Annotated in this window: 20 protein-coding genes and 1 tRNA gene; 11 read left to right on the top strand and 10 right to left on the bottom strand. The window is 55.1% G+C overall.

What is annotated here, in order from left to right; translation table 11 throughout:
* Positions 1–23: 23 nt before the first annotated feature.
* A complete protein-coding gene (locus tag DYY88_RS12780) occupies positions 24–1,670 on the top strand; it encodes an alpha-glucosidase family protein (RefSeq protein ID WP_039727541.1) in 1,647 nt (548 codons plus the stop codon).
* 420 nt (positions 1,671–2,090) lie between these two features.
* On the opposite strand, the gene DYY88_RS12775 is transcribed toward DYY88_RS12780, so the two are convergent.
* The 6 genes from DYY88_RS12775 to DYY88_RS12750 form a co-directional block, all read right to left on the bottom strand.
* On the bottom strand, positions 2,091–3,350 hold the full coding sequence (locus tag DYY88_RS12775) for a cysteine desulfurase-like protein (RefSeq protein ID WP_039727543.1): 1,260 nt from the start codon (positions 3,348–3,350) through the stop codon (positions 2,091–2,093).
* Positions 3,351–3,695: 345 nt separating this feature from the next.
* On the bottom strand, positions 3,696–5,066 hold the full coding sequence (locus DYY88_RS12770; protein WP_039727545.1) for an O-antigen ligase family protein: 1,371 nt from the start codon (positions 5,064–5,066) through the stop codon (positions 3,696–3,698).
* A gap of 345 nt (positions 5,067–5,411) precedes the next feature.
* Positions 5,412–6,803, bottom strand: coding sequence for a GumC family protein (locus tag DYY88_RS12765; RefSeq protein ID WP_039727547.1), 1,392 nt, complete (start codon positions 6,801–6,803; stop codon positions 5,412–5,414).
* Between the two features lie 605 nt (positions 6,804–7,408).
* Positions 7,409–8,215, bottom strand: a complete 807-nt coding sequence (locus tag DYY88_RS12760) for an RDD family protein (protein WP_039727550.1) — start codon at positions 8,213–8,215, stop codon at positions 7,409–7,411.
* The gene (locus DYY88_RS12755; RefSeq protein WP_130199426.1) at positions 8,212–8,760 is read right to left on the bottom strand and encodes a glycerophosphoryl diester phosphodiesterase membrane domain-containing protein; all 549 of its coding nucleotides are present in this window, start codon (positions 8,758–8,760) and stop codon (positions 8,212–8,214) included. Before DYY88_RS12755 ends, DYY88_RS12760 begins: the two co-directional genes overlap by 4 nt.
* The gene (locus DYY88_RS12750; RefSeq protein ID WP_130199425.1) at positions 8,757–9,122 is read right to left on the bottom strand and encodes a hypothetical protein; all 366 of its coding nucleotides are present in this window, start codon (positions 9,120–9,122) and stop codon (positions 8,757–8,759) included. The genes DYY88_RS12755 and DYY88_RS12750 overlap by 4 nt, the downstream gene beginning before the upstream one ends.
* A 215-nt stretch (positions 9,123–9,337) precedes the next feature.
* Between DYY88_RS12750 and DYY88_RS12745 the strand changes: the two genes are divergently transcribed.
* From DYY88_RS12745 to fumC, 3 genes are all read left to right on the top strand, one after another.
* A complete protein-coding gene (locus DYY88_RS12745) occupies positions 9,338–10,378 on the top strand; it encodes a stage II sporulation protein M (RefSeq protein WP_044151276.1) in 1,041 nt (346 codons plus the stop codon).
* A 289-nt stretch (positions 10,379–10,667) separates the two neighbouring features.
* Positions 10,668–10,958, top strand: coding sequence for a hypothetical protein (locus DYY88_RS12740; RefSeq protein WP_039727553.1), 291 nt, complete (start codon positions 10,668–10,670; stop codon positions 10,956–10,958).
* 116 nt (positions 10,959–11,074) lie between these two features.
* Complete coding sequence (gene fumC, locus DYY88_RS12735; RefSeq protein ID WP_039727554.1) at positions 11,075–12,454, top strand: class II fumarate hydratase; 1,380 nt, start codon at positions 11,075–11,077, stop codon at positions 12,452–12,454.
* 66 nt (positions 12,455–12,520) lie between these two features.
* Here fumC and DYY88_RS12730 read toward each other — a convergent pair whose 3' ends face one another.
* Positions 12,521–13,591 carry a 3-deoxy-7-phosphoheptulonate synthase gene (locus tag DYY88_RS12730; RefSeq protein ID WP_039727555.1) on the bottom strand — a complete coding sequence of 357 codons (1,071 nt, stop codon included), beginning with the start codon at positions 13,589–13,591 and terminating at the stop codon, positions 12,521–12,523.
* A gap of 466 nt (positions 13,592–14,057) precedes the next feature.
* On the opposite strand from DYY88_RS12730, the gene DYY88_RS12725 reads away from it, so the two are divergent.
* Both DYY88_RS12725 and DYY88_RS12720 read left to right on the top strand, forming a co-directional pair.
* Positions 14,058–14,921, top strand: a complete 864-nt coding sequence (locus DYY88_RS12725; protein WP_039727557.1) for a phosphatidate cytidylyltransferase — start codon at positions 14,058–14,060, stop codon at positions 14,919–14,921.
* 644 nt (positions 14,922–15,565) lie between these two features.
* The gene (locus DYY88_RS12720) at positions 15,566–15,958 is read left to right on the top strand and encodes a hypothetical protein (RefSeq protein WP_039727559.1); all 393 of its coding nucleotides are present in this window, start codon (positions 15,566–15,568) and stop codon (positions 15,956–15,958) included.
* 107 nt (positions 15,959–16,065) lie between these two features.
* Here DYY88_RS12720 and DYY88_RS12715 read toward each other — a convergent pair whose 3' ends face one another.
* The gene (locus DYY88_RS12715; protein ID WP_236146366.1) at positions 16,066–17,061 is read right to left on the bottom strand and encodes an NAD(P)-dependent alcohol dehydrogenase; all 996 of its coding nucleotides are present in this window, start codon (positions 17,059–17,061) and stop codon (positions 16,066–16,068) included.
* Between the two features lie 195 nt (positions 17,062–17,256).
* Between DYY88_RS12715 and DYY88_RS12710 the strand changes: the two genes are divergently transcribed.
* Positions 17,257–17,943 (top strand): TetR/AcrR family transcriptional regulator, encoded by a 687-nt coding sequence (locus DYY88_RS12710; protein WP_072041334.1) that lies wholly within the window; start codon positions 17,257–17,259, stop codon positions 17,941–17,943.
* 172 nt (positions 17,944–18,115) lie between these two features.
* Positions 18,116–19,213 carry a WG repeat-containing protein gene (locus tag DYY88_RS12705; protein ID WP_039727560.1) on the top strand — a complete coding sequence of 366 codons (1,098 nt, stop codon included), beginning with the start codon at positions 18,116–18,118 and terminating at the stop codon, positions 19,211–19,213.
* 347 nt (positions 19,214–19,560) lie between these two features.
* Here DYY88_RS12705 and ndhM read toward each other — a convergent pair whose 3' ends face one another.
* The gene (gene ndhM, locus DYY88_RS12700) at positions 19,561–19,902 is read right to left on the bottom strand and encodes an NAD(P)H-quinone oxidoreductase subunit M (protein WP_039727561.1); all 342 of its coding nucleotides are present in this window, start codon (positions 19,900–19,902) and stop codon (positions 19,561–19,563) included.
* A 275-nt stretch (positions 19,903–20,177) separates the two neighbouring features.
* Here ndhM and cofH point away from each other — a divergent pair, with 275 nt between their 5' ends.
* A complete protein-coding gene (cofH, locus tag DYY88_RS12695) occupies positions 20,178–21,404 on the top strand; it encodes a 7,8-didemethyl-8-hydroxy-5-deazariboflavin synthase subunit CofH (RefSeq protein ID WP_044151277.1) in 1,227 nt (408 codons plus the stop codon).
* On the opposite strand, the gene DYY88_RS12690 is transcribed toward cofH, so the two are convergent.
* Positions 21,293–21,946 carry a hypothetical protein gene (locus DYY88_RS12690; RefSeq protein ID WP_201279025.1) on the bottom strand — a complete coding sequence of 218 codons (654 nt, stop codon included), beginning with the start codon at positions 21,944–21,946 and terminating at the stop codon, positions 21,293–21,295. The genes cofH and DYY88_RS12690 overlap by 112 nt on opposite strands.
* Before the next feature lie 217 nt (positions 21,947–22,163).
* Here DYY88_RS12690 and DYY88_RS12685 point away from each other — a divergent pair, with 217 nt between their 5' ends.
* Both DYY88_RS12685 and DYY88_RS12680 read left to right on the top strand, forming a co-directional pair.
* The gene (locus DYY88_RS12685; RefSeq protein ID WP_052288474.1) at positions 22,164–25,757 is read left to right on the top strand and encodes a substrate-binding domain-containing protein; all 3,594 of its coding nucleotides are present in this window, start codon (positions 22,164–22,166) and stop codon (positions 25,755–25,757) included.
* Positions 25,758–26,034: 277 nt separating this feature from the next.
* Positions 26,035–26,108: transfer RNA gene (locus tag DYY88_RS12680), tRNA-Val, on the top strand.
* Positions 26,109–26,238: the final 130 nt, after the last annotated feature.

Raw genomic sequence — 26,238 nt, 5'->3', positions numbered from 1 at the left:
TGTCGAAACCAAGGACCGATGTTATGACTTCCTCTTCCGCCTGGTGGCGCAGTGCCGTCATCTACCAGATCTATCCCCGCAGCTTTATGGATAGTACGGGGGATGGCATTGGCGATCTGCCTGGCATTTTGCAACAGCTCGACTATGTAGCGAGCTTAGGAGTGGATGCCGTGTGGATTTCGCCCTTCTTTAAGTCGCCGATGAAAGACTTTGGCTACGACATTTCCGACTATCGCGACGTCGATCCTATCTTTGGCACCCTGGATGACTTTAAAGACATCCTGCACGCGGCCCACGATCGCGGCCTCAAGGTACTCATCGACCAGGTGTGGAATCACACCTCGGACCAACACCCCTGGTTTGAAGAAAGTCGCCTGAGCCGCGACAATCCCAAGGCCGACTGGTATGTGTGGGTGGATGCTAAACCCGACGGCACGCCCCCCAACAACTGGCTCTCGACCTTTGGCGGCAGCGCCTGGACCTGGGAACCGCGACGGCAGCAATACTATCTCCACAACTTTCTCGACAGTCAGCCCGATTTGAACTGGTACAACCCAGACGTGTTGGACGCCATCCTCGATACGGCCCGCTTTTGGCTAGAGATGGGGGTCGATGGCTTCCGCCTTGATGTGGTGAATTTCTTTACCTACGATCGCTCTCTGCAAGACAATCCCATGCGGCCAGCCGATAAGCCACGACCCGCCGGCGCTTCCCCCACGGATCCGTTCTTTTCCCAGGTCAATCTCTACAACTTTTGTCAGGCCGAAACGCTGAAGCTGCTCAAACCGATTCGCCAACTGATGGATGAATACGACGCCACCACCCTAGCGGAAATCAGCAGCGCCGAAGATGCGTTGTCTACCTCTAGCGATTACGTCAGAGGGCGCGATCGCCTGCATACGGCGTACAACTCGTCGCTCATGACCGACGAACCGCTCACTGCTCAGCGAGTCAAGCATCTGATCCACCAGGTCGATACCCTGTTTGATGATGGTGTCATTTGTTGGACGGCAGGCACCCACGATTTTCCCCGGTTGAAGAGTCGCTGGAGCAAGTACCAGCCCACCGAAGAGTTCCTGCGGGATGCCTTTGACAGCATGTTTGCGGCGTTGATCATTTCTCTGAAAGGGAACTGCTGCATTTATCAGGGCGACGAACTGGGGCTTACCCAGGCCGACATTCCCCACGAAAAAATGCAGGATCCCTTCGGCATTCAAGGCTATCCGCAGGTACTTGGGCGGGATGGCTCGCGTACGCCCATGCCCTGGCGCCAAGCGGCGTACCAGGCCGGATTCACCAAGGCTGCAGAACCCTGGCTGCCGATTCCCGAGGAGCACCTGCCCTACGCGGTCGATGTGCAAGAAGCGGACCCCAGTTCGTTGCTGCACCGCTATCGCCGGTTGATTCACTGGCGGCGGTTGCAGCCCGCTCTCCAGGGCGGTGACTTACATCTGCTGAAGCTGGACGCCGAACCCCTGGTCGGATTCATTCGCGCCTGCGACGAGCAGCAGTTGCTCTGTCTATTCAACCTCAGTGCCGATACGGTCTATCAAGACATGACCCGCTTTCCTCAGTGCGAACCGACAGCACAAAATGTGTTTAGCGATCGCAGCTTTCACCACACATTGGAACTGCCCCCCTACGGCGTCTACTTTGCCAACCTCTGCTAAGGCTCGCACAAACCGCAACGGCGACCAGCGATCACACCGCTTTCAAAGCCTGGTTCGGTAGTCCTAAACGTGTAAGGACACTTGAAACTCCCTAACTGCAATAGTTTGGTCGAATTGCTATATGGGTGAAAGCATCTCAGTATTGACTAAAGGCAAAGAGCCTAACGTTGATTATTTCGTGGATATCCAAGCCATATTGCTACCCAACGGGTGAAAGTGAGCGGTTTACTTGAGCTCTCGCAAAGTCATCCAAGCGCTGAAAGCCCTGTGTGGAGCTATTTATAGCTATCCTTACTTATTAGGGACTACCCCTGGTTCATCCGGTCTATGAGAGATGATTCGGATGCCCGTCGTCAAGTTTGCAGTGTCCAATCGTGCAGCGTCTGTTAAACAACGGAGAAACCTCTTGGGGTTGGGAGTTCAAAAAAGGTCGTCTAACAGGGCAATCAGGCGATCGCATTCTTCCAGCGTGTTGTAGTGCACCATGCTTACCCGCACCACCCCATTTTGGGGCATGAGGCCGAGGTCTTCGATGAGCCGCAGGGCGTAAAAGTGGCCATAGCGGATGCCAATCTGATGGGGATCAAGACGTGGCGGCAGCGTATCGCTGGCAATGCCATCTACCACAAAAGAAATCGTGGGTACGCGCCGGGTGGCGTCTGCTTCGGGACAACCAATGATCCGAACATTAGATTTAGCGCGGAGAAAGGAGAGCAGGCGATCGCTCAGAGCGGCCTCATGCTGCTGAATCAGGTCAAAAGCCTGTTGCATTTGGGCAAAAGGCGTCTGAGGTATAGCCTCTTGTGCATGGTGCCGGGCGATCGCCTGCAAATATTCGGGAATCGCTGTGAGCCCATAACTCAATTCATAACTCGTCCCCCCCGGCTGAAACTTGTAAGGAATGGCCGTCGGTTCGATAAAAAAGTGGTTGTAACTCGGCAAAGCTAATAGGTGTTCACGTTTGCCATACAGCATGGCCAAGTGGGGGCCATAGACCTTGTACAGACTGAAGGCATAGAAATCGACATCCAGCGCTTGCACGTCTACTTGACGATGGGGCGCAAAAGCAACGCCGTCGACGCAAATCAATGCCCCGTGAGCATGAACGCAATCGGCGATCGCGCGAATGGGGTTGATGGTGCCCAACACGTTAGAGGTGTGAGTCACCGCCACTAACCGTGTCCGGGGGGTCAGTAACGCGGTCAAATCTGCCAAACGTAATTCTAAAGAAGCTGCATCGACCGGCCAAATCTTGACGATGATGCCCTGCCGCTGCAGCTCCATCCACGGGGTTATATTCGCCTCGTGGTCGCTATTGGTCACAATAATTTCATCGCCGGGTTGCAGTGTCTGCCCTAAGCAGTGCGCCAACATGCGAAATAACGCTGAGGCGCTGGGACCAAGAACAACGGTATCGGGCTCGGGAGCATTGATTAGCTGAGCGATCGCGGCTGTTCCCTGGTTGACCCGATCTGAGGCGACCTGTGACACCTCGTAAGAGGCTCCCAACTGCACGTTTGAGTGATACAAAAACTCAGTGATACGCTCCACCACCGGGCGCAAAATCTGCGAACCTCCAGCATTATCAAAAAATGTCCAGCCTTGATCAAGGGCGGGAAAGTGAGATCGCACAAAATCGAGATCTAAGGTCGTTGGAGCAGTCACAAAAGGGTGAGGCATCAATTTTGTAAACTCAAGGGTCAGCTTTGGGCAAAGAACAGAATTTTGCGTCTAAGTAGCGATCATAAGACCTGCCATTATGGCAGTCATTCTACCGATGTCTTTACCAGCCCGGTGCAGCGAGCGTGTAAGCGCGGAGGAACGAGCTAGACAAAATGATTGTCGAACCAATCTAGACTGCGGTGCCTTCTACACAGTGATGATGAAAATTCAAGCTGTTACAGCGATACAACGCTCTGAGCCCAAAGATGCCAGTCTATTAAATTGCGGCCATGTAAAATTACAGGGCATCTCAGCCGCCAGCGATCGCTTAAGAATTTGCTATGAGAGTCCCCAAGCATCTGCTCAAAGTTGACGCTGCACGAGCTCTCCTTGAGCACTTGGCAGGTCATCAGGAAGAGCCGCAGTCGCCTTAAAATACTTATTAAATTCAAGCGATACAGATGTAAACGCGATCGTCATCATGATCGTCTGAAAGCTATTTTGATTCGCCAATGAGCTCTCGCTCATATTAATCATTAGAGTGTAGAAAATAAATACGAGTGGCCAAACTTGAGGCCACGAAAAATCATTTTTCAGAATAGCCAACCCCTTGACAAAGGATATCCACATCACCAGCATCAATAGCGCCACCCCAACGATGCCAATTTCCAAAGCCAGATCTAGATAACCGTTATGGGCGTTAGGTAAGTCCCATCTGACAGCGTTTCGCACATAGAATGATTCACCATAAATTCCGTGCCAAAATCCATCAAATCCATATCCCAGCCATAACCGCTCCTGAATTTTATCCAGAATGACATCCCAAATGTCAGTACGGCCCGTCAAAGTCGGATCTTTGCCTAGCCAATTAAGAACAGTCACTTTAATCGTCTCTTGCCAAGTGGTGATGAAGAAGTACAGACTCGCCAATGCCATCAAGGACCAGGCAAATAATTGCCCACGCAAGCGTAAAACTTGAATCGCATGCACGAGAAAAATGAGCAGTAAGGTATAAAGCAGCGATGATGAAGATCTAGAGCCCACAACCATGAAGAAGCTGGCAGCAAACCCTAAATAAGCAAGTTTTTTGTTGACGCAAAAATTCGTTTTTGAATAAATGAGAAAGGTAAAGGTACCCATGCTCATGATCGGTCCAAAGATATTTTTGTGACTATATATACCTCTGAAAGCTCCAGCATGTTTGGCAAAGTCAATTCCGTATCCGGGAATCAACATGAAAAATAAGCTGCTTACCAGCACAATGCTAAAGAAAGTAACTAATAGGTTGAACTGTTCTTTTATGCTGTAGCGACAGACAATATAAGAGCCAAACAGAACGGTTCCCCCCATGCCGATAGTGGCTTTCACTGTCTCATCTGGCTTCTCAGACCAAATAGTAGACAGCCCAATGAACATCAGGAAAACCCAATAAAAATAATTGCTAGAAATGATTGCTAGCAACCTATCTTTGATTGCATCCCACTTTAATACGCAAAGGCAAGCAGTAATAAGATAGTTGAGCAACCATAATAGAGTCAGAAAACCATAATCAAACTCACCTCCGCCACCACCTTCTGAGGCCCCACCTGTCATCACAAGGGTCACAATGCCCCTAGAAAAGAGGACTAGATAAGTGAGAATCAGCCATTTTTCTAATTTGTTAAATAAATCAGTCTTTGCGAAGTCAAAAACAGGTCGCGTGACATCTTGAACAAATGTGAATGCAGGAATCATTTTTGAATATAAGGGGTTGGGACAATAAGAGCAGTACGAACCGTATCTTGAATCTGGCTAAGCATTATGCACTGACGACTGCAAATACCATCACTTGATTAACCAACTAATAGCTAGAAAATAGAGTGGTAGTTTTTTGGAAGAGGGTGACCGCTGAAGAAGCTGTCAGGAACGATACGTTGCGTCAATAATGAACCGACCAACCCATTACCTAGTAAGTTATTAGTCAGTTGATAGGTAGACGCTAACTGACGAACAACCGACTTTTGTCATCTAGCTCGAAGTAAACTAACTCACTTTTCGACGGTATCGACAGGTTACGGACCCTCCCACTTGAACAGTATTCTAATGCTGAGTTTTGGCTAACTCTCGCTGCTTAGACGGCTTAACTAAGGGAGAAGACAACACCTGGGAGCCAATGACAATTGCCAGGGCCACGACCGCCCCAGCGAAGACACCCACGGCAAGATACTTTTTCTTTGAGCCCCCATCGGGCGTCAATGGCGGGGTCGCCGGTTCAATGATTCTGGTGTTGTAAGTGGCTTCGTTTTCTTGAACTTGGAGCTCTTGAACGCGAGTAAGTAGTGCACTGTAGGTATCTTCGGCAACGGCCACACGACGCTCAAGAGCGCGCTTTTGAGCACTCAGCGAAGGAATGCTGGAGAGCCGCTGCTGATAAGTGGCTTGGGCATTACGTAAAGTAGCAAGCTGTTGCTCCAGGCCGATGTAGGAAACTTCTGTGTTCACAAAGTCTTGAATGAGCACTTGAGCAATGTCGTCGCCAGCCGCCCCGGCTCCTTGAATTGCACTAAGTGAAAACCGCGAACCACCACCGGCTTGGGCGATTTGTTCTCTCAAGAACCCTTCTAGTGAATCTTTGCGAGACTGCAGTTGCCTCATTACCGGGCTGTTGGGCTTGAATTGAGCCCCTTCTGCAGCCATTTCCCTTTCCACTTCTTGCAAATCGAGCAAAGCTTCTTGGACGCCAGGATTCTGGCGAATTGTGCCCACTAAAAAGGCTTGGTCAGCGGTCAGGCCGAGCTTACTCTGGAGGGCATTGGCCTGAGCTCGGGTGCCCTCTAAGGTTGATTGCACAGTGGCCGCTTCTCCGGCCAATCGCTCAATCTGGTTTACGAGGGAGATAGCCTCGTCCTCAAGTACACCAATATTGTTTTGCTCTAAGAAGTCGCGTAACTCTGTTTCAGCCTGGCGAACAGCGAGCTCTGATTGCGGTAACTGAGCCAGCAAGAATTCCTTAGCTTCACTAGCTTCGGCTCGATTTTGAGTGATTGAATACTCTCGGTAGCGATCAATAATCGTATTGACTACAGCAGCAGATGTATCGGGGTCTTCACTAACGTAATTAATTTCAAGTACGTCAGTGCCGCTGACAATGCCAACTTCCAAACCGTCTCGGAGCGAATCAGCAGTTAGTAACTCGCCTTCTTCATCCTGTAAGCCAAGAATCTCCACGGTTTCTTGCAAAATGGGCCGCGCCTGGATGACCTGCATCTGAGTGGTCAGCGGCGTTTGGTCATTTAGCAAAGATTCGAGACGATCACCACCACCGCCAGCAAAATCTGTGAAGGCAGAGGTCGTATCTTCTTTTGTGAAAAGCAGCTTAGCGTCGGCGGTGTAGGTTGGCTTGACCCTGGTCGAGGCAAAGACTGATAGCGCTACACAGGCTGTAAATGCGCCGATCGCTAACAGCCCAGATTCACGAATAGAGCGATTCATATGTCTAATCTGCTGCATGTCTAGACCCCTTGACTCTTAAACAATTGCATAGTTCAGCCTGTGACCGCTTATATCCTTGAAACATTATGGCAGGGATGAAATTCAGTCTTAGCCACCTGATCGCTGAGCTGTTGATGAATATTAGCCAGCATTTTCGAGTGACTCAAGCACATCGTTTTTCTCTTATCCAGCCATGTTAACTGCTTGCCGATCATCAAAGGGAGAGATGCCGATCAAGTTACCAAAGGTGGCCGCCCAGCTTTACCACTACGCTGGATAGGTTGGTTAATTCTGGCAACAGCTATTACTGGAGACAGTAACCTGACGATTGCTCAAAGGCGCATCCGTAGAATTCGGTATGGCATTTCCCATTAAGATTGATTTCACAGTGTAATCCTAGAAACAAAAGGCCGGATGCCGAAGCTTTCATCGGTTCTATTCTCTGACACTTCATACTTCAGCGGCGAAGTTAAAGCTTATGTAAAGCCTCAGTAGCCTTGACTCCGTAAAAGTAAGGACGAAGTTTGTGAAGAGAAGTACTGTTGACTAACCTGAGTCCGGGTTCTGCTATCAACAAGTCGGTGATGTCCCGCTGTGTAGGGCGTTTAGTAAGCGCGACGGCGATCGCCAAACTCCTTTTGATACGCCACATAGATAGCTTCCAAAAACTGTTCGGCGGGCATTTCAGCTTGGGGCAGTTCTGCAAGTTCAACCATGGTTTGCAGTTGCTGCGCCAGTTGCACGCTGAGCTGTTTGCGGGCGGCGGTGGTGAGGACCTGGCGACGCAGCAGATAGGCGCGCAGGGTGGCAAAGTCATCGGGCAAGAGATTGCCAATCTGGGCTTGGCCCATCAACTCACTGGCCAGGGTTTGCGCGGCTGGTGAAACCTTTACCTGGGCGTCACCGACGACCGTTTCTGACTGCACCACAAGAGTGCCTGCCAGCCAATCGCCAAGGCGTTTTTCCTGGTCGCTGAAGATAATGCAGAAAAAGCCGAGGAAGAGAATGTCATCGACAGGACGGAGGAGGGCGCGCAGTGTCGCCTGGAAGATGCCTTCGGGTTTGCCATTGTCGTTAATGACGCGAATTTTGGTCCAGCGTTTGCCGGGGGTTTGGCCTTGCCAGTAAGTTTCGAACCCGACGAAGTAGCCACCGTAAATAGCCGCTGTGGCGAGGAAGGCGATCGCCACCAGCCACAGGTTGAGGCCATCGGCATTGCCTCCGAACGCCAAAAAGACCCCGGTCAGCTGTTCGCTGATGAATGCACTGAAAATCGCCACCAACGACAGCAGCAAAAACACCAGCAGATAATCCACTAGCAGGGCGAGGGCGCGGTTACCAATACCGGCGAGGGTGAATTCCAGCTCCACACTCTCAGGGGTTTGAATGGTGATGGTTTTGAATAGGCTCATGAATCTCTGGGCTCACGCTGATCACGGGGGCGATCGCGAAACTGAATATCCATCCCTTCGCGGCGGCTGCGGAGGTCGTAATACAGCACCGACTTAATCGTCTGAAAGAAGGGGGCTGTAAAAATGCCCACGACGATCGCTAACACCAGAAAGACAAAAACTGCGAGCAGAATTCCTACTACTGCGGCTGCACTCGGGGCTTCGCTTTCTAGCAGACCGCCTAAAAAGGGAATGGCAATGAGCACGGGAATGACGATCATCAGCGCATACAGCGGCAACATCACCAAATAGGCAATCAGCAATGAAAACAAAACCCGTACGCCGTTGCCTTTGGTCAGTTCCCAACTACGGTTGATGGCCGTGGTGGACTCAATTTCTGACTCCATGGCCAAGATCAAATTCCACAGATACAGGCGGGCTTGTATCCACAGTTGGGCGGCTAGCACCACCAATTGCACCACGACCAACATTAAGGCCGATAGGGCCGCTGCAGCCTCGCCGCCCGCACTGCCAATGATGGAAATGGGAAAGGTCACAATCGTCATGGCAAAGGAAACGGCGTAGTCACAATCGTCATGGCAAAGGAAACGGCGTAACCGACCGCCGCTTGAATCAGCCAGACCAGCAAGCCAATGCCCAAAAAAGTCCACAGGCGCGGTTCGATCGCCTGTAGAGATTGATCGACCGTCTCTGGCTGTCGGTTCAGTTCGCGAAAGCCAAGCCGGGCAATCTGTGACTGAATCATCAGCCCTCTAGCCCAGCCGTAAACCGGCACCATAAACCACAACACCGATTTGAGATTGAGGCCAATGTAGGTGCCAAAGTTCGTGCGGAAGAGGCTAATCGCGGCACTAACGACGTCGCCGACATTCAGCGGTCGGATCGGGGGGGAGGATTGAGAGGCCATGAGCAATTAGGGAAATGAGAGACGACAGAACAGGGGCACGATGGGACGACCAAGATCAGAACCGTCTGGTTTAGAGCTTGGCCGGGATGAGCCCACCCCATACCGAAAATTGGCGAGAGAGTATACCGTTGGCATAGATGATTGTGATTAATCGGCTTCGTTTGATTAATCTGCCCACATCGTAGGTGAGCCCTTCGCGATCGCCCCTGATTGTTATGAACATTCAACGTTGGATTGCCAGACGTGAGGCCAGTTGGCGCCGGCTCGATGAGTTGCTCAACCGAGCTGAGGCCAAAGGGCTTGACACCCTCACAACGGAAGAAATCAAAACTCTAGCCAGCCTCTATCGTTCGGTTTCTGCCGATTTGGCACGGGCCCGCACCCAAGATGTGGGCGAAGCGCTGATTCGCGACCTACAAGGATTGACGTCTCGTAGCTACAGTCAGATTTATCAAGGTTCCCGACGGCAAGACTGGCAGGCGGTTATTAAGTTTTATCAATATGGCTTTCCGGCAGCGGTGCGGCGATCGTGGGGCTACATTGCGATCTCGACGGCGCTCTTCGTCATCAGCGGCTTCATTGCCTGGTGGTATGCGTGGCAAGACCCGTCATTTATGTCGCTAGTGCTCGGCCCCGGCTTTGTGGCCGAAGTGCAAGAGAGCGAAGAACTCTGGACCGTATCGATTTTGGGGCAGGAGCCGGTGGCCTCTAGCGCCATCATGGTGAACAACATTGCCGTTTGCTTTAACGCGATTTTTGGCGGGGTGGCGTTCTTTTTACCCCAGGTGCCGATCATCACGCCGCCGGGCGTGTTCACGGTCTATATTCTGGTGTTCAACGGGTTGATGATTGGTTCAGTCGCGACGCTAGTTGCGCAAACTGACTTGGCTTACGACCTCTGGGCGTTTGTCTTTCCCCACGGCTCGTTGGAATTGCCCGCCATCTTTTTTGCGGGGGGCGCAGGGTTGCTGTTGGCGCGGGCGATTTTGCTGCCGGGGAAGTATCGCCGCATCGATGCGTTGCAGGTTTATGGACGGCAGGCGGCGGAGCTGGTGTATGGCATTGTGCCGATGCTCATCATTGCGGGCATCATCGAGGGTTTCTTTTCTCCCAGTCCTCTGATTCCTAATGTGGTGAAGTACGCGACGGGCACGGTGCTATTTTGCGTATTGGTGTCTTATTGCTTGCAGCGATCGCCCCAAACGGTTGAAGAAACGCGGCGGGAGTCGCCAGCGATTGACCATGCACTGCAATAAGGAAAGTGCCTGGGAAAGAAGGTTTCAGGGGAAGTTGGGTGGCTGGGTGGCTGGGTAAGCGTAAATCACCTAATTTGCATATTTTTGGATAGCCGGAAAAACTCGTCGGATAGGCGTCCTCGCCTGTCCAATCGCACCTGAAACTGAATCAATTGTGCAAATTAAAAAGCTAACAGCTTAGCTGGGTGGCAATGGGGCAGGAGGGCGATCGCTGTCCCCATAAATCCTAGCCCTTGGCTATCCTGGAGTCAGCTTTTCTGCCCTTGTAATTTGGCTCAAAGGAGTGACCATGGCGGCTGAAATATCGAATAATCCAGAGTCCGAAATTTCGAAAACTCAGCGAGTCGCGATCGCTCTCCGATATTTTTTGCTGGGCGCGGTATTGAGCGGCATTCCCGTCTTGGCCTATCTTTGGTTGTCGGTCGATATGACCTATGGCAGTTGGGCGGCGCTGGAAACCGGGCGGTTGGTGGGAGCGATCGCGATTCCCCTCGTGGCGGGTCTCCTGGCCGCTCGCTTCGGGCAACGCGCCATTCGCGTTCTCTCCGACCTACTGGAATCGGCTAATCTGCCTTTCTGAACAGACGGACAAAACAGCTTGTAATTGTCAGGATTATCGCAATTTCTGCCGGATGCTGATCGCGAGTCGAAGTCATCTGCTACTGTCAAAAATTGTGATTTTGCCGCGCACTACCAATGACTACTCGCACAGAAACCGACAGTATGGGGCCGATCGCGGTGCCCAGCGATCGCTATTGGGGCGCGCAAACCCAGCGATCGCTCCACCATTTCGACATTGGCGATGACGTGATGCCCCGCGAGCTGATTCGGGCCTTTGGCATTTTGAAGCGATCGGCGGCGGTGACGAATCGCAACCTGGACAAGCTAGACGCGGCTAAGGCCGAGTTGATTGTGCAGGCGGCGGATGAGGTAATTGCGGGGACTTTGGACGACCACTTTCCTTTGCGGGTGTGGCAGACGGGCAGCGGCACCCAAACGAATATGAACGCCAATGAGGTGATCGCCAATCGGGCGATCGAACTGGCAGGGGGCGAGTTGGGCAGCAAGACGCCGATTCACCCCAACGACCATGTGAACTGCGGGCAGTCCTCCAACGACACGTTTCCCACCGGGATGCACATTGCCGCAGTAGAGCAACTCGTCCATCAGCTATTGCCGTCGGTGCGACGGTTGCGCGATGCTCTGGATGCCCAAGCCCAAGCCTTTGCCGACATCATCAAAATTGGCCGCACCCACCTGATGGATGCCGTTCCCTTGACCTTGGGGCAGGAATTTTCCGGGTATGTGGCGCAGCTCGACAAGGCGATTTACCGCATTGAGGAGAGTCTACCGGAATTGTATGAATTGGCCCTGGGGGGCACCGCCGTGGGCACCGGGCTGAACACTCACCCCGACTTTGCCGAGCAAGTGGCGGCGGAAATTGCCCGCTACACGGAACTGCCCTTTGTCTCGGCCCCCAACAAGTTTGCCGCCCTGGCCGCCCACGACGGCATTGCTGCTACTAGCGGCACCCTGAAAACCCTCGCCGCCGCTCTGATGAAGATCGCCAATGACCTGCGGTGGCTGGGTTCTGGTCCCCGCTGTGGCCTGGGCGAACTGAAGCTGCCCGCCAATGAACCGGGCTCGTCCATCATGCCGGGGAAGGTGAACCCAACTCAGTGTGAGGCGATGACGATGGTGTGTGTTCAGGTGATGGGCAATGACGCCGCCATCAGCATTGCTGCGAGCCAGGGCAACTTTGAGCTAAATGTGTTTAAGCCGGTGATGATTCACAACCTGCTGCATTCTATTCGCCTGCTGACGGATGCCTGCCGCGCCTTTACGGACTTTTTGGTGGTGGGGCTAGAGCCGGACCGGGAGCAAATCCAACAGTTTTTGGAGAACTCGCTGATGTTGGTGACGGCGCTGAATCCGGCGATCGGCTATGACAAAGCGGCGCAGGTGGCGAAGAAGGCGTATGTAGAGAATACGACGCTGCGATCGGCCTGCGTGGCGTTGGGCTTTCTGACCGGGGAAGAGTTCGATCGCCAGGTGCAGCCTAACCAAATGGTCTGAAAAAGTCAGGCCGCACAGCTGCTCCAAATATGAGGTTGACCAAGTCTGGAGCAGCGAGAGTACCCGCTAGCGAGTCACCGCTTGAGAGGTGAAGGGGGCGATCGCTGAAGCCAATTTTCTCAACATCGTGGCAGTTTGATCAAAGCTGACACAGGCATCCGTAATGCTCTGACCATACTTCAGCTGCGACAAATCCTGAGGAATGGGTTGTTTCCCTTCCAAGAGGTGACTTTCAACCATGACGCCCAGGATATGACGGCTGCCCGCCTTGACCTGCTCAGCGATGTTATCCAGCACATCCAGCTGCTTGCGGTGATCTTTTTGCGAGTTGGCGTGGCTGCAATCCACCATCATGCGCGGATTGAGGCCCAGCTCAGCCAGCTCATTCGCCGCCTGCTCAACGTGAGTGATGTCATAGTTGGGACCATGCTTGCCCCCGCGCAAAACCAAGTGTCCGTCGGGATTGCCCGTGGTGGTCACAATACTCGCCAGGCCGTGATGGTTGATGCCTAAGAAATGGTGGGAACCGCTCGCGGCCAACATTGCGTTCATGGCGGCGAGCAAACTGCCGTCCGTGTTGTTCTTGAAGCCAATGGGCATCGATAGGCCCGAAGCCATTTCGCGGTGAGTTTGGCTCTCGGTGGTGCGCGCCCCGATCGCCGTCCAGGCAATCACATCGGCAATGTACTGGGGCGTAATCGGGTCAAGCAGCTCAGTCGCCGCCGGTAGCCCCAAGTGGGCCAAATCTAACAGCAGCTTGCGGGCTAAGCGCAACCCGGTGTTGATGTCGTAACTGTTGTCCAGATGGGGATCATTGATCAGCCCTTTCCACCCAATGTTGGTGCGGGGTTTTTCGAAGTACACCCGCATGACAATTTCTAAGGAGTCTGACAGCTCATCCCGCAGCGGCGCGAGCTTCTGTCCGTAGTCCAGCGCGGCGTCAACATCATGCACCGAACACGGCCCCACAATCACCAGTAAGCGGCGATCTTCGTTGTAGAGGATGTTGCGAATGCGATCGCGGGTCTTGGTCACCAAATCCGCCGCCGTCTCTGTGAGAGGCAGTTCGTGGTGAATCAACGCGGGACTCGCGAGCGGGCGGGTTTCAACAACGTGAAGATCTTGAGTCTTATGCATAAACTTTGATGATATCCAGAGCCGAGTTTCCAGTATCCCCCAACATCGTGTCCTTGAAGGGGAAATGTGAGCGCTTCATCACTCAATAACTGTATTCAGCTTATCGAAAATCCCGGCATCGGTAGCAGGCACAATTAGGATCCTCTTCTTAAAATTCACCTGATCGCCATGGTTGACACCGCCGCCTTATACGCGCACCAAAATTGATGTGAACCCTGCCCCATGGAGCGATCGCGGATTCTCCAGCGGGATCCGCAGCAAATTTGACGAGCCCATCTTGTGGGAGCGATCGCAGGACAGTCCCTCTGACCAGTAGATGGCACCGATTCCCCGAGAGATTGGCACAACCATCATCATTCGGTCTAATATCATTAACCTGAGTATGCAACCATTCTTGGGGCTCGCTTTCTCTTCAAGACCGGGCCAACCATACCCTCAAATTTTCATTGCTCGTCTGCCCCACCCTATGCCCTTGACAAGAACGATTAGCGCGCTGGTTGCCATTGTATTTGCCTTCCTCATTGTGGTCTTAGGGGGCTGGTATTTCACCCTGGCCTTCGGGGTGATTGTGTTTTTGGGGCAACGCGAAATTTTTCAATTGGTGCAGGCTAAGGGCATTTTGCCTGCTGCCAAAATCACCTTGTTTGTGAGTCAACTGCTCCTCATCTTTGCCCATGTGTCTCCTCCCCTGGCGAATGCAGTGTTGCCGTTGGGGGGCACCTTCATTTGTTTTTATCTCCTGTTTCAGCCCAAATTTGCCACGATCGCTGATGTGGCGGCGTCCATTCTGGGACTGTTTTACGGCGGTTATCTGCCCAGCTATTGGATTCGCCTGCGCGATCTTGATTCCCTCTCGACCCTGCCACTAGAAGGATTTTGGCCGAGCTGGCCACTGCAAATGGCGACATTGCCAACGGGCCTCACAGCGACCCTGCTGGCGTTTGCCTGCATCATCGGAGCCGATATTGGGGCTTACATTATTGGCCGATTATTCGGCAAAACGCCCCTATCCAACATCAGCCCGAAGAAGACGGTCGAGGGTGCGGTATCGGGGCTAGTCGTCAGCATCCTGGTCGGTATGGCCGGGTCGCAACTATTGGGGTGGCCGTTTAGTCCGCTTTCTGGGGGGACTTTGGGCACGTTTATTGGCATCACCAGTTTGCTCGGCGACCTCACCGAATCCTTGATGAAGCGGGATGCTGGGGTCAAAGATTCTGGCGATCTGATTCCGGGGCACGGCGGCATTCTTGATCGCACCGACAGCTACGTCTTCACTGCGCCCATCGTTTACTACTTTGTGACGCTGCTGCTGCCGCTCCTGGCCAAATGATGAGGCGACTGTCATCCGCAACGCCCCTGTTGATTGTCTAGAGCCTCGCGCCAGCATCATGAGCCCGTGGCCTGAAAATAGCGCCCTCAGGGGACGGGTCCCTGTCGGCCTAATCAGAATGGCCAGAAATCGGCTAAGGGACCCGTCCCCTCCCCCCTTTTATCGTTTGGCGTGGCGCGGCAGCGTCATGGATAATTGCCGGGCGTTACGTAACTCAAGCCTTGGAATTCAGACATTACATACTTGCTTTCTACCGAAATCAGCGCTGTAGCCTTTGCCGGAACCGCAATTCCCGTAGATCACTGCTGGTTTATTAATGACTGATCAGCTTCAACCCTCTATCCTAAAAGCCTCTCAGCGCAGGCATTAGCGCTACTCCAGCATCAACCGCTGCGGTTAATAAATGTAGCCTCATCAATAGCAACTACATACTCTTATCTGTAATTCTGTTAATTACGTAACATTTTGCTTAAAGGTCATGGATTACATAATTAAGGCGGTTATTGTATAAGGGTACACAGAAATCTCGGGTAAAGGTCGTGAGCAAACGAGTCACCATTGCCGTTCCAGAGTCGTTATTCGAACGATTGCAACCCGTCAAAAATCACCTCAACATATCCGCAATTTGCCAGGAGGCTTTAGATATGGCTGTTACTTATGAAGAAATCAAACTGCAATCCATGTCTGATGATGAGTTTGTCGAGCGGCTCCGCACTGAAAAGCAGGTGCTGTTGAACAAGGTGCAGCAAGAAGGCTATGAACTGGGCGTGCGATCGGCGTCGAAGCTCTCTTATCGCGACTTCAACCACTTCAGTCGAGTCCAGCCGCTCGCTGCCAGCTTTGATGAAGACGTGTTGGAGTATCTGTGGGACTATCTCGATCAGCGCGGCTATCCCGCAACGGCCCGCACCCATGATGCGGATTTTGCCCATTTGCTGGAAGTGAGCCCCCAATCGCGCATTCTCTTTTGCCAGGGATGGATTGATGGCGTGCTGTCGGTTTGGGAGATGATTAAAGACCAAGTCGAAGCGGAGTAGGTCTGCCAAGGTGTCGTTGAGAAACCTGATCACCCCGGTTTTAGCTGATCGGTCACTCAGTCTGGTGGCTGGGGACAGCGTGAAACCGGGGTTTTGTGCTGGGGCATTTAAATCGCGATCGCCACTTTGCCGGTCACCTGGCGTTGCTCTAACGCGCGGATGGCGTCGGGCACCTGGCTGAGGGGATAGGTGCGATCGCACAACGGCGTCACTTGACCGGCTTCGATCATCGCTTTCAGGGCAAGCAAATCGGCCTGCTTCGGAGTAGCGGTGAGGCATTTGATTTGGCGATCGCGCCGCTTGCCCAGCCAAGGCCCCAGCAGCATCGCTCGAAAGAATGCTGACGTTGAGCCGCCCACCATGACGTAAGTACCGCCCGCTTTCAACGCGGGGAGATAATCGGCAAAATTTCGATAGGCGGCGGTGTCGATTATCAAATCGTAGGGCTGCGCGGGCTGGGTTAACTCCGGATGGGTGTAGTCAATGACGCGATCGGCTCCCAGTTGCTGCACCCGTTCGGCCTTATGCGCACTGCAGGCTCCCGTGACCTCAGCGCCCAATGCTTTGGCGATTTGTACCGCAAAGGAACCGACCCCTCCCGCCGCGCCAATGACTAAAACTCGCTGGCCCGCTTGCAGTTGTCCCACATCTCGTAAGGCTTGCAGGGCAGACACGCCAGAAACGGGCACCGTGGCGGCAGCCTCGGCGGTGAGGTTGGTGGGCTGGGGGGCGACTGCTGTCTCCGGCGCACAGACGTATTCGGCAAAGCCGCCAAACCCCGATTCGGACAGGTCGCTAAAGACGCGATCGCCAGGTTGAAATTGGGTCACGTTGGTGCCTACGGCCTCGACTTCGCCTGCGATCGCGCTGCCCAAAATGGGATGCTTGGGCCGCCGCAGGCCACCGTACATCAAGCGAATTAAAAACGGCGTGCCCCGCATCAGATGCCAAACCCCGGCATCTACTGACGCGCTCTGCACCTTGATCAACACCTCATTGGCCTCGGGGGTGGGCTTGGCTACCTCCACCAGTTCCAGCACCTCTGGGGCACCGTATTCCGTTTGCGCGATCGCTTTCATCGTTTGCACTCCAACATCAGACATTACAGCAGCTATTGCAGTCATCGAGTCACCTCCCATGGCAACCGTATTGGATAGGATGCAGTCGCATTTCTTCGACTTACAGTGTAAGTTTAACTTACGGCGTAAGTTTGTCAATATGGAAGACGGTCACGATAGTCAACCAGTCGTCAAACGAGAGCGGCGGCGATGTTTTTGGAAAGGTAACGAAAGGTTGCAATGGCTAAATCGACATCGACGGAATCGCTGGGGGTGCTGCCCCTGAGTCGAGATCGCATTTTGCAGGTGGCGCTGCAGCAGGCCGATGCCGAGGGATTGGCCGCCCTATCGATGCGCAAGTTGGCCCAGGCGTTAGGGGTCAAGGCCATGTCCCTCTACAATCACGTGGCGAATAAAGACGACATGATCGATGGCATGGTCGAGTTGGTGGTCGCGGAGATCGCCCTGCCGAGCCTGACGGTCGATTGGCAAACCGCCATGCGGCAGCGGGCCACGTCCGCCCATGCGGTGCTGTTGCGCCATTCCTGGGCCACGCTGGCGCTGATGTCGAGGGTGAATGTGGGGCCAGCGATGCTGCGTTATGTAGACGCGACGTTGGGCTGTTTGGTCGAAGCCGGGTTCTCGTATCCCCTGGCGGATTATGCGTGGAATGCGATGGATAGCCACATTTACGGCTTCACATTGCAAGCGCTGAACTTTCCCTTTGAGGCGGACGAATACGCCCAAGCGGCCCAAGCTTATGTGGCGATGGTGCCCCCAGAGCGGTACCCCTATCTGCATCGCCTGACGCAACAAGTCATGAGCGGCGAACACACTGGCCTCCATGACTTTGAATTTGGCCTCAATCTCCTGCTGGCTGGGCTCGAAACCCTCCGGCGTGAGAGTGCGCCCCCTGCTGAGCCGTAGCGGACTGGCGCTGAGGGAACCAATCCGCCCCTGCCCCATGGCAGCGCTGCGGCAGCCAGTTGCTGCGAATTGTGACGGATTGGCCCAAATTGTGACGGATCGCCCCGAATGCAATTTTCTCCTGTCAGGTTAAAGACAGCAGTATTTGAAGGCGCAGCCGCATTCTCGGGCCATGATATTTCCACACTGGACGGGGCCAATGATGATGAGTTGCGGTGTCTGGGCGATCGCGGGGTGTGGTCTGCCCGCCGCCCAAGGGTCGGCCCCACCGACAGCCGTGGTGGTAGAGTTCATAAGTCCCACTGCGATCGAGACTGCTCAGGTCATGCCGGAACCGTTAGTTTTTGAGAGTGCCACTGACTTTGCCGAAGGTACAGCAGCCGTCCGGTTGGGCGAGCGACTAGGCTATATCGACACCACTGGGCAGTGGGTGACAACGATCGCCGACGCCAATGTCGAAGTGGCGGGCGCGTTTTCAGAACAGTTGGCGGTGGCGCGCGCGGGTGATTATCACGGCTATATTGACCCTTCGGGCGAATGGGCCATCAATGTGCAGTTTAAGCAAGCCAAGGATTTTTCTGAGGGCTTGGCAGCGGTGCAGGGCGGCCAGAAATATGGCTTCATCAATACCCAAGGCCAATGGGTCATTGAGCCAGAGTTTGCCCTGGTCGAAAGCTTTACTGAAGGATTGGCCGTGGTCAAACAAGACGGCGTCTACGGGTATGTGAATCGGGAGGGCGACCTCGTCATTGCGCCCCAGTTCAAAGATGCGTGGCAGTTTTCGGAAGGTCGGGCGGTGGTGAAAGTCGATCGCCAGTATGGCTACATTGCCCCAGATGGCAGCATCGCGATTCCCCTCACCTTTGACGGGGCATTCAACTTTTCCGAAGGGTTAGCCCGGGTGCGCCAGGGACAAAAGTGGGGCTTTATCGACACCCAGGGCGAGTGGGTGATTGAGCCGGTCTTGGACTATGCCTCCGACTTTGCCGAAGGTCACGCGGTGGCGCTGCAAGGGGGGCAGTGGGGATACATTGATCGCACCGGAGAGGTCGCGATCGCGGGCGAGTTTGACTACGCTGCCGATTTCTCTGAGGGTATGGCCGCCGTGCAAATCGCCGGGCAGTATGGCTACATCAACCTGGCGGGCGATGCCGTGATTCCGCCTACTTTTCAAAATGCTGGCCCGTTTGCTGAGGGGTTAGCCCGGGTGCGACTGGAGTCAGGTTGGGGTTTCATCAAGCAGGATGGCACTTTGTTGACTGCACCGTGATGGCAGGCCGCCGCGATCGCTCGGTGGTCAACGACCGCTTGCTTTGGCAATCACGGTTCCTAGATGTTCCCACGCTACTTGCTTTTAGCATTGCGCAGATAGCTCCGTTCATCTCTCAGCAGGCAATGAGGGGTTGAGAAAACCGGATTTTATAAACTCCAAGTTTTGTCGGGCAGCCGTCTCGGCTGCCCACACTGAAGATTAAATGCCCATGCTTTAATTTTTTGGGCTCTCGACACCTGACTGCAGATTGCATGAGGCCGGAAATGTGATTTCCGGGGGGGGATGGGGGAAGCACGTCAGTTCCACCCAGCGGCGATCGCCAGCGGGTGAATCGGCGATCGGCTTTACCCTTCGGCTTCGCTCACGACGCGGGGGAGTCCCATGCTGTAGTTTAGGGCACGAGTTTTCAGGTTGTAGCTGATTTCGCCGTTCTGCAACTGCTCTTTGATGAAGTGTTCTAAGTCAGAGCCGATGCGGCGCAGATTGTAGTCCGTGAGTTCGCAGTTGCCGGCGGCGGCCACCAGGCGATCGAATTCATCATTGACTTTCTTGAGCGCTTCATCACTCCAGAGAAACTCATTGTCGGGGTCAATATCCAGCGTCAGCACCGAGTCGCTGGGCACTAACTCATCGTCAACAACTTCAGCGGCGTAAATCAAGACATGGCGAGTGGTTGATTTCAACATGAGCTCTTCAAAGTTTAAAAATAGTCGGTAAACCTGTTGTCATTGTAAAGGCAGGGCGATCGCTCGTTGGACAGAGTTTTTATACAGATTCGTGAGGGCAGCCATAATCTCAATCCCGATGCGGGTAATGCTTGCCCCCAAGAGCGACCCTCCCCCCTACACGCTCCCTGGCCGAGTAGTCCATTCATCCCATTGAGAACCAGGCTGGTTAACCAACGGGGTTCTCCTTCACAATGGGAGAGTTGCTGCGCTGTTGCTGAGTTTTGAGAACCGCTATGTCCCATTCCCTAGACCCCATTCTGAACCGAGCGTTAGACGGCGGCGATGTGACCCCGGATGAAGGGCTGACTTTGTTGCGCACGTCAGACCCGGCGGCGATCGCCGCCATTCAGGCCACGGCGGATGCGTTGCGACAGCGACAAACGGGCGACACCGTGACCTATGTGGTGAACCGGAACCTCAATTTCACCAACATATGTGAACAGCACTGTAGTTTTTGCGCCTTTCGTCGCGACGATGGGGACGACGGAGCCTTTTGGCTCGACTGGGGAGCCATGGCCGAAAAAGCCGCCGAAGCCGTCGCCCAGGGCGCAACCGAGATTTGTATGCAGGGGGGCCTGAATCCCACGGCAAAAGTCAACGGCAGCAGCCTGCAATATTACGTTCAGCTGCTGCGCAATATCAAAGACGCCTGGCCGCAACTACACTTACATGCCTTTTCGCCCCAAGAGGTGCAGTTCATCGCGCGGGAAGATGGCCTGAGCTATGTCGAGGTGATTACGGCCTTAAAGGCGGCGGGGGTGGGTTCCCTACCGGGGACAGCGGCGGAAGTGCTGGATGATGACGTGCGCCGGGTGCTGTGCCCAGAAAAAATTGACAGTGCTACCTGGCTGGAAATCGTCGGGCTGGCCCACCAGTTGGGACTCCCCACCACCAGCACGATGTTGTGTGGACACATCGAGACGCCCGCCCAGCAAATCACTCATTTTGAGAAACTGCGGCAGTTGCAGCAGCAGGCGATCGCCCAAGGCAAACCGGCCCGCATCACCGAATTTATTTTGCTGCCCTTTGTCGGCGAGTCGGCTCCCCAACCGCTGCGGCGCCGGGTGGGCCGCGATCAGCCCATTCTGCAAGACGTCTTGCACCTGACGGCAGTGGCCCGCATTTATCTGGGCCACTGGATTCCCAATCATCAGCCAAGCTGGGTCAAGTTGGGACTCCAGGGGGCAATTGACGCCCTAAATTGGGGCTGTAACGACATCGGCGGCACCCTGATGGAAGAGCACATCACCACCATGGCCGGAGCCAAAGGCGGCACTTGTATGACGGTGAATGACTTGCAAGGGGCGATCGCCTCAATCAATCGACCCCATCAACAGCGCGATACCCTTTATCGTCCGGTCGGTTCGGGCATGTCTGTCGCCTCGGGTTCTGGCGGGTCTGCCTCAATGGGAAACAGCGTGCCCGCGCGGCAGTCTCGCAGCCATAAACGCACCGCTTGACCCATAATGCCGTCGCTGCTCTCTTGGGGCGGCGTGGGGGGGCGGGTCGGCTGGTCCGCTGCCCCCAAGCGGGAAAACATTAACGTCAGTCGCCACCCGTCCGCTGTGGGGACCAAAAATAGCCAGTGATACTGCTCCTGCCGGATGGTTTCACCCTCGAGATAGCGTCGTTCTAACATGGTGAAAAAGACTTGTTGCGTAGCGTCGTCTGCAACGGGCTCAAACGCCAGAGATTCGAGGGGTAAGGGCTCAAATTCGGCCCGCCCCGCCACCAGCATCGTGCCAAACTGCGTATCGTCGGGGGTGGTGCCCAGGGTGCGGCGGGCCACTCGATTGGCATAACTGGGCAAGTCGCGCAGCAGTCCGGTGGTCAGGGTTTCTACATCCTGAGGACACACCATCGGCGGCCGCAAAAAGGGCTCTGGGGCCGCGTCAGATGCCCAACTCGGGGCTGCCGCGATCGCGCCTAGCATCAGACCGAGCCCCCAGCTCAGCGCTGACCAGACGGTCACTTTACGATTGGGTGTTTTCGTTACCAACATCAGCCTTCTTCTGGGGTAGCCCAGACCCGAGCATCCTCCCTGTGCGCTTAACCTATCGTAGGGCGATCGCAAATGCCACCCCCGCACTACGACAGATTGCAACGTTGGGCACTCGAAATCTCATATCCTTAGTATCCTTATCGGAACATCCAGTGCGGGATGCCATGCCCAAGCGGCCCCGGGCTGTATCGGCGGCTAATCGGTGAGGAGTTTCGGAATGGTGCAAAAGCGCTCTTTATTCATTGTTTTGTTAGTGGCAGCCGGGTTTGCCACCCCAACCCTGACGGGCACGCAGGCAGCCAAACTGGCTCAAGGGGTCGATAATCCCGATGCCATGGATAGTCCTGATGCCGAGGCGGCCCCGACGGCAGACTCTCCAGAGGCGGCGGCCAACGCTGAGCCCAAGTTTCAGGCCCCGGCGGAGGGCTTGCCCGCTGATGCGAGCCTGACCATTGAGGGCACCGCCAGCATGGCCACGATCACGCGATCGCTGGTGCAAGCGTTTGAAGAAAAATATCCCAACGCCACGGTCACAGTGGTCGAACAACCCGCTGATGTGGCGCTAAAAAATCTGCAAGCGGGCGACGTGGAACTGATTGCGATCGGGCGGCCTTTGACGGCGGAACAGCAGGCCGCAGGATTAGTGCCCGTTTCCGTCAGTCGCGAAAAAATTGCCATCATTGTCGGCACCGATAATCCCTTCTCCGGAGAGTTGGAAGCCACGGACTTTGTCAACATTTTCTGGGGCACCGTCACCAATTGGAATCAGGTGGGGGGGCCAGATCTGCCCATTCGCTTTATTGATCGCCCCGAAACCAGTGACACGCGGGCCGCCTTAGGGGAATACGACGTGTTTGGCGGGGATATGACGGCTGGGGAAAAAGCCATCCAGGTCGATAGTGACAGCACCGCAGCGGTGGTGGCGGAATTAGGGGATAACGGCATCAGTTATGCGATCGCCAGCCAGGTGCTCGGCCAAGAAAATGTGCGAGTGCTGCCGATGTATGGCACCACCCCCGACAGTGGGCAATATCCTTATTCGCAACCCCGCAACTACGTTTACCAGGGCAGTGAGCCCCTTTCCCCGTCAGCGTCTGCCTTTTTAGCCCTGGCGACCGATGCCGAAGGGCAAGCCGTTGTGGCCGAGGCCAAAGCGGCGGAAGCGGCGGATGTGGCGGTCGCCGATTTACCCGACTACGTCTCTGCGATGCGCCCCGATGGGCAAGGGTTTGTGATCGGCGATCGCGACGGCAACCTGATCCTGCGGCAAGCGGATGGTACCGCCGTGGGGGATCCCATTCCCGCCCATACGGGACCCGTGACCGCGCTCACCTTTAGCCCCGATGGACAGCGGTTGATTAGCGGCGGGGCCGATGCCACCCTGCGCTGGTGGGATGCCGACGGCAACCCCGTGGGCGAACCCAGTAATTCTGGCAATGCGGTGGTTACCAGTCTGACGGCGCAGCCCGATGGGGGTGTGATTAGCGCGACTCAGACGGGTACCTGGCAACGGTGGGATGCCACGGGTAATCCCGTTGGGGAACCCGTGGCGGGCCATGCGGGCACCGTGCACGATACCGCTCTCAGTACTGACGGCAGCACCCTGATTACGGCGGGTGACGATGGCACCATTCGTCTATGGAATTTGGCCGATGGCACCCAGCGGGGCGAGCCCATCACCGGACACCAGGGCGCGGTGCGATCGCTGGCCGTGTTGCCCGATGGTCGCTTCTTCTCTGGCGGTGCCGATGGCACCGTGCGGCAATGGGCCGCGGATGGCACCAACATTGGCGAGCCGCTGACCGTTTCTGGTCCCGTCACGGCGATCGCCACCAATGCCGCAGGCAACAGCATTGTCGTTGGCGATGAAACCGGCGCACTGCAATATCTCTCAGGCGACGGTGTGCCCGTGGGCGAGCCCTTAACGGATGTCGGGGCTCCCGTGGAAGCCCTGGCGCTCAGTCCAGATGGTCAACAACTCGTGGTGAGCGCGGGAGATTCGCCTCAGTTACGCGATAGCACGGGTGCCATTACCTCCGGCCCCAACGCCGAGGGTGCAGAGGGTGACGAGAGTGGGATCGCGGGTAATCTGCCCCCACAGCTGCAAAATTTGTGGGGACAGCTACAAGGCTTGCCGCCCCAGGTTTTGTGGATTATTCCCCTAGCGCTGCTAGCAATTTTGCTGCTCGGGCTGCTGCGCAGCTTTCAGCAAGAGACCGACGATATTGATGATGACGACGAGGTGACGTCTGACCTCAGCCCTACTGACGCCACTGACGAGACCAATGAGGTAACAGTGGGCTCAAATGGTGCGGTGGAGAGCTTGTCAGCGGACGATTTTTCGGCAGACGACTTTTCGGCAAACGATTTTGCCACGAGCCCAGCGTCCAGCTCCGATGCCACGGTTCCCAGTGAAACGGTTTCCTCCACTGCCGCCGCCGTCCCCCTGGCTGGATTTGCCTCTGATTTAACCACCGAGGCCATTGACGGCTCTCTCGCCCAAGCCAAGCAAACATTGCAAGAAGGCGTTAGTTTCGGCAACGCCGGGCGGTATCAACTGGCGCTCGATCGCTTTAACAAAGCGATCGAGTTGGCCGATATGGAACGCCTGAAGGCTGCCGCCGCTGGGACGACTTTGGTCGGGGCCAGCGCTGTCATTGCGCGAGGGTTAGCCCGTCGTGGAGCCACCCTCGCTAACTTAGGCCGCTCAGATGAAGCCCTCAAGAGCCTCAACCGCTCGTTAGAAATGGATCCCGATGATGCTGCCGCTTGGATTGGTAAGGGCAATGTCTTTATCCCGATGGGTCAGCTAGACGAAGCCTTGTTTTGCTTTGATAAAGCGATCGAGCTCAATCCCAACCTTGCTGCGGCTTGGCAAGGCAAAGGCAAAGCCCTGCAGCAAATGGGGCGTGAAGCCGAAGCCCGCAAGTGTTTCCAACAGGCGACTGCCCTTGGGGGCCAGAATGACGATATTCCGCTCGACTTGGGCACCCCCGCTGTCAGCAGAGCGGCCTCCTCGCCCCTAGAGGTTACTCCCGCTCCGGAGTCAATGCCCTCGCTCGATTTTGCGATCGCTGACGAGTCGGCCAGTGACAGCGCTTCCCCCTCCCCGACGGCTGACTTTGCGCCGCCGCCACCGCCTGCTCCGCGCCCTACGGCTTCTCCAGCGGCACCAGATCTGCCCACCGACGTGCCCATTGGCCCCATCGGCCTCAGCTCTGCCGAGACGGCCCCTCCCCCTAGCTTTGATGAGGAGTTGCCGTCCGACTTATTAGCCGCGATCGACGATTTGCCCACAGCTGATCAACCGCCGACGGAGACTGTCATCCAGCCCCCATCTGCCGCCATCAGTCCAGCAGATCCTCTGCCTGATACGCCAGAGACGGCCATCCCTGAAGAGATTTTGCAAGCAATCGATGATTTGCCCGCCGAGCCTGAAGACGCCGACCCCGAGGCCCCGCTCACCAATCCAGTGAGTGTGCCCCCCGAGGTCGAAGCCATTCTGGCCGGGGAGTCAGACCTCCCTGAACAAGAAGAAATGGCCACCAGTGCCACCGCACCAGCGCCGAACGCGGATCAAGATGAGGATGAAACCCTAGTGATGCCTCAGACTGCTGCGCCCGCAGCGCCCTCAGCCATGTCCTCTATGCCTGCTGAGTCTCCAGAGCCCGATCCCGACATGGACACAGCATTAGATGGTTTACCACCAGAAGTGCTCGCTGCCCTGGAAGGGATTCCAGCTGACTCTCCCGACAGTTTTGGGCTTTCGACACCTGACACCACCGATGAAGAGGACAATCCATCTCGCTAAGGCTGCGTCTATGTCAGCCAAGTTGTGCCAATGCCAACCCAGGCAACGTTCATGCTGGCAGTGCAGCGCTAAAAAATCCGGATCACTCCCTCGCCTCATGTTGCAGTCTGACTGAAGCGAGGGAAAAGGCGAACCCGATGACTGGCGATCGTGACCTCAGGGTGAACTAACACTGGAGTCTTGCTGACCTGTTCCACAAGACCGCCCGAAATTGGCCGAATTTCTGCTTACCTGATTGCCACGATCTTCATAACTGTGATACTTTATGAGTCTGCTAGGACGTATAGCTCAGTTGGTTAGAGCACCACGTTGACATCGTGGGGGTCACTGGTTCGAGTCCAGTTACGTCCATCCCTTGAAACCCCGCCACTGCGCGGGGTTTCGTCGTTTCTGGGATTGAACTTTTGGGGGATCTGCAGAAGCTTGAAAATGTCTGAAACCGTCATGCTACCGTCACTATCCGTCAAGAATTGGGGGAGAA

Source organism: Leptolyngbya iicbica LK (assembly GCF_004212215.1).
In the GTDB taxonomy this organism is placed as follows: domain Bacteria; phylum Cyanobacteriota; class Cyanobacteriia; order Phormidesmidales; family Phormidesmidaceae; genus Halomicronema; species Halomicronema iicbica.
This window is presented reverse-complemented; position numbering and strand designations above follow the sequence as displayed.

Bases quoted from the DNA above. Each gene is read 5' to 3' on its own strand.
- DYY88_RS12770 (WP_039727545.1), bottom strand. From the start codon at position 5,066: ATGATTCCTGCATTCACATTTGTTCAAGATGTCACGCGACCTGTTTTT.
- DYY88_RS12710 (WP_072041334.1), top strand. From the start codon at position 17,257: ATGGCTAAATCGACATCGACGGAATCGCTGGGGGTGCTGCCCCTGAGT.
- DYY88_RS12730 (WP_039727555.1), bottom strand. From the start codon at position 13,591: ATGCATAAGACTCAAGATCTTCACGTTGTTGAAACCCGCCCGCTCGCG.
- ndhM (WP_039727561.1), bottom strand. From the start codon at position 19,902: ATGTTGAAATCAACCACTCGCCATGTCTTGATTTACGCCGCTGAAGTT.
- DYY88_RS12690 (WP_201279025.1), bottom strand. From the start codon at position 21,946: ATGTTGGTAACGAAAACACCCAATCGTAAAGTGACCGTCTGGTCAGCG.
- DYY88_RS12685 (WP_052288474.1), top strand. From the start codon at position 22,164: ATGGTGCAAAAGCGCTCTTTATTCATTGTTTTGTTAGTGGCAGCCGGG.
- DYY88_RS12765 (WP_039727547.1), bottom strand. From the start codon at position 6,803: ATGAATCGCTCTATTCGTGAATCTGGGCTGTTAGCGATCGGCGCATTT.
- DYY88_RS12760 (WP_039727550.1), bottom strand. From the start codon at position 8,215: ATGAGCCTATTCAAAACCATCACCATTCAAACCCCTGAGAGTGTGGAG.
- DYY88_RS12740 (WP_039727553.1), top strand. From the start codon at position 10,668: ATGGCGGCTGAAATATCGAATAATCCAGAGTCCGAAATTTCGAAAACT.
- DYY88_RS12745 (WP_044151276.1), top strand. From the start codon at position 9,338: ATGAACATTCAACGTTGGATTGCCAGACGTGAGGCCAGTTGGCGCCGG.
- fumC (WP_039727554.1), top strand. From the start codon at position 11,075: ATGACTACTCGCACAGAAACCGACAGTATGGGGCCGATCGCGGTGCCC.
- DYY88_RS12775 (WP_039727543.1), bottom strand. From the start codon at position 3,350: ATGCCTCACCCTTTTGTGACTGCTCCAACGACCTTAGATCTCGATTTT.
- DYY88_RS12755 (WP_130199426.1), bottom strand. From the start codon at position 8,760: ATGACGATTGTGACCTTTCCCATTTCCATCATTGGCAGTGCGGGCGGC.
- DYY88_RS12750 (WP_130199425.1), bottom strand. From the start codon at position 9,122: ATGGCCTCTCAATCCTCCCCCCCGATCCGACCGCTGAATGTCGGCGAC.
- DYY88_RS12780 (WP_039727541.1), top strand. From the start codon at position 24: ATGACTTCCTCTTCCGCCTGGTGGCGCAGTGCCGTCATCTACCAGATC.
- DYY88_RS12715 (WP_236146366.1), bottom strand. From the start codon at position 17,061: ATGTCTGATGTTGGAGTGCAAACGATGAAAGCGATCGCGCAAACGGAA.
- DYY88_RS12720 (WP_039727559.1), top strand. From the start codon at position 15,566: ATGGCTGTTACTTATGAAGAAATCAAACTGCAATCCATGTCTGATGAT.
- DYY88_RS12705 (WP_039727560.1), top strand. From the start codon at position 18,116: ATGATATTTCCACACTGGACGGGGCCAATGATGATGAGTTGCGGTGTC.
- cofH (WP_044151277.1), top strand. From the start codon at position 20,178: ATGTCCCATTCCCTAGACCCCATTCTGAACCGAGCGTTAGACGGCGGC.
- DYY88_RS12725 (WP_039727557.1), top strand. From the start codon at position 14,058: ATGCCCTTGACAAGAACGATTAGCGCGCTGGTTGCCATTGTATTTGCC.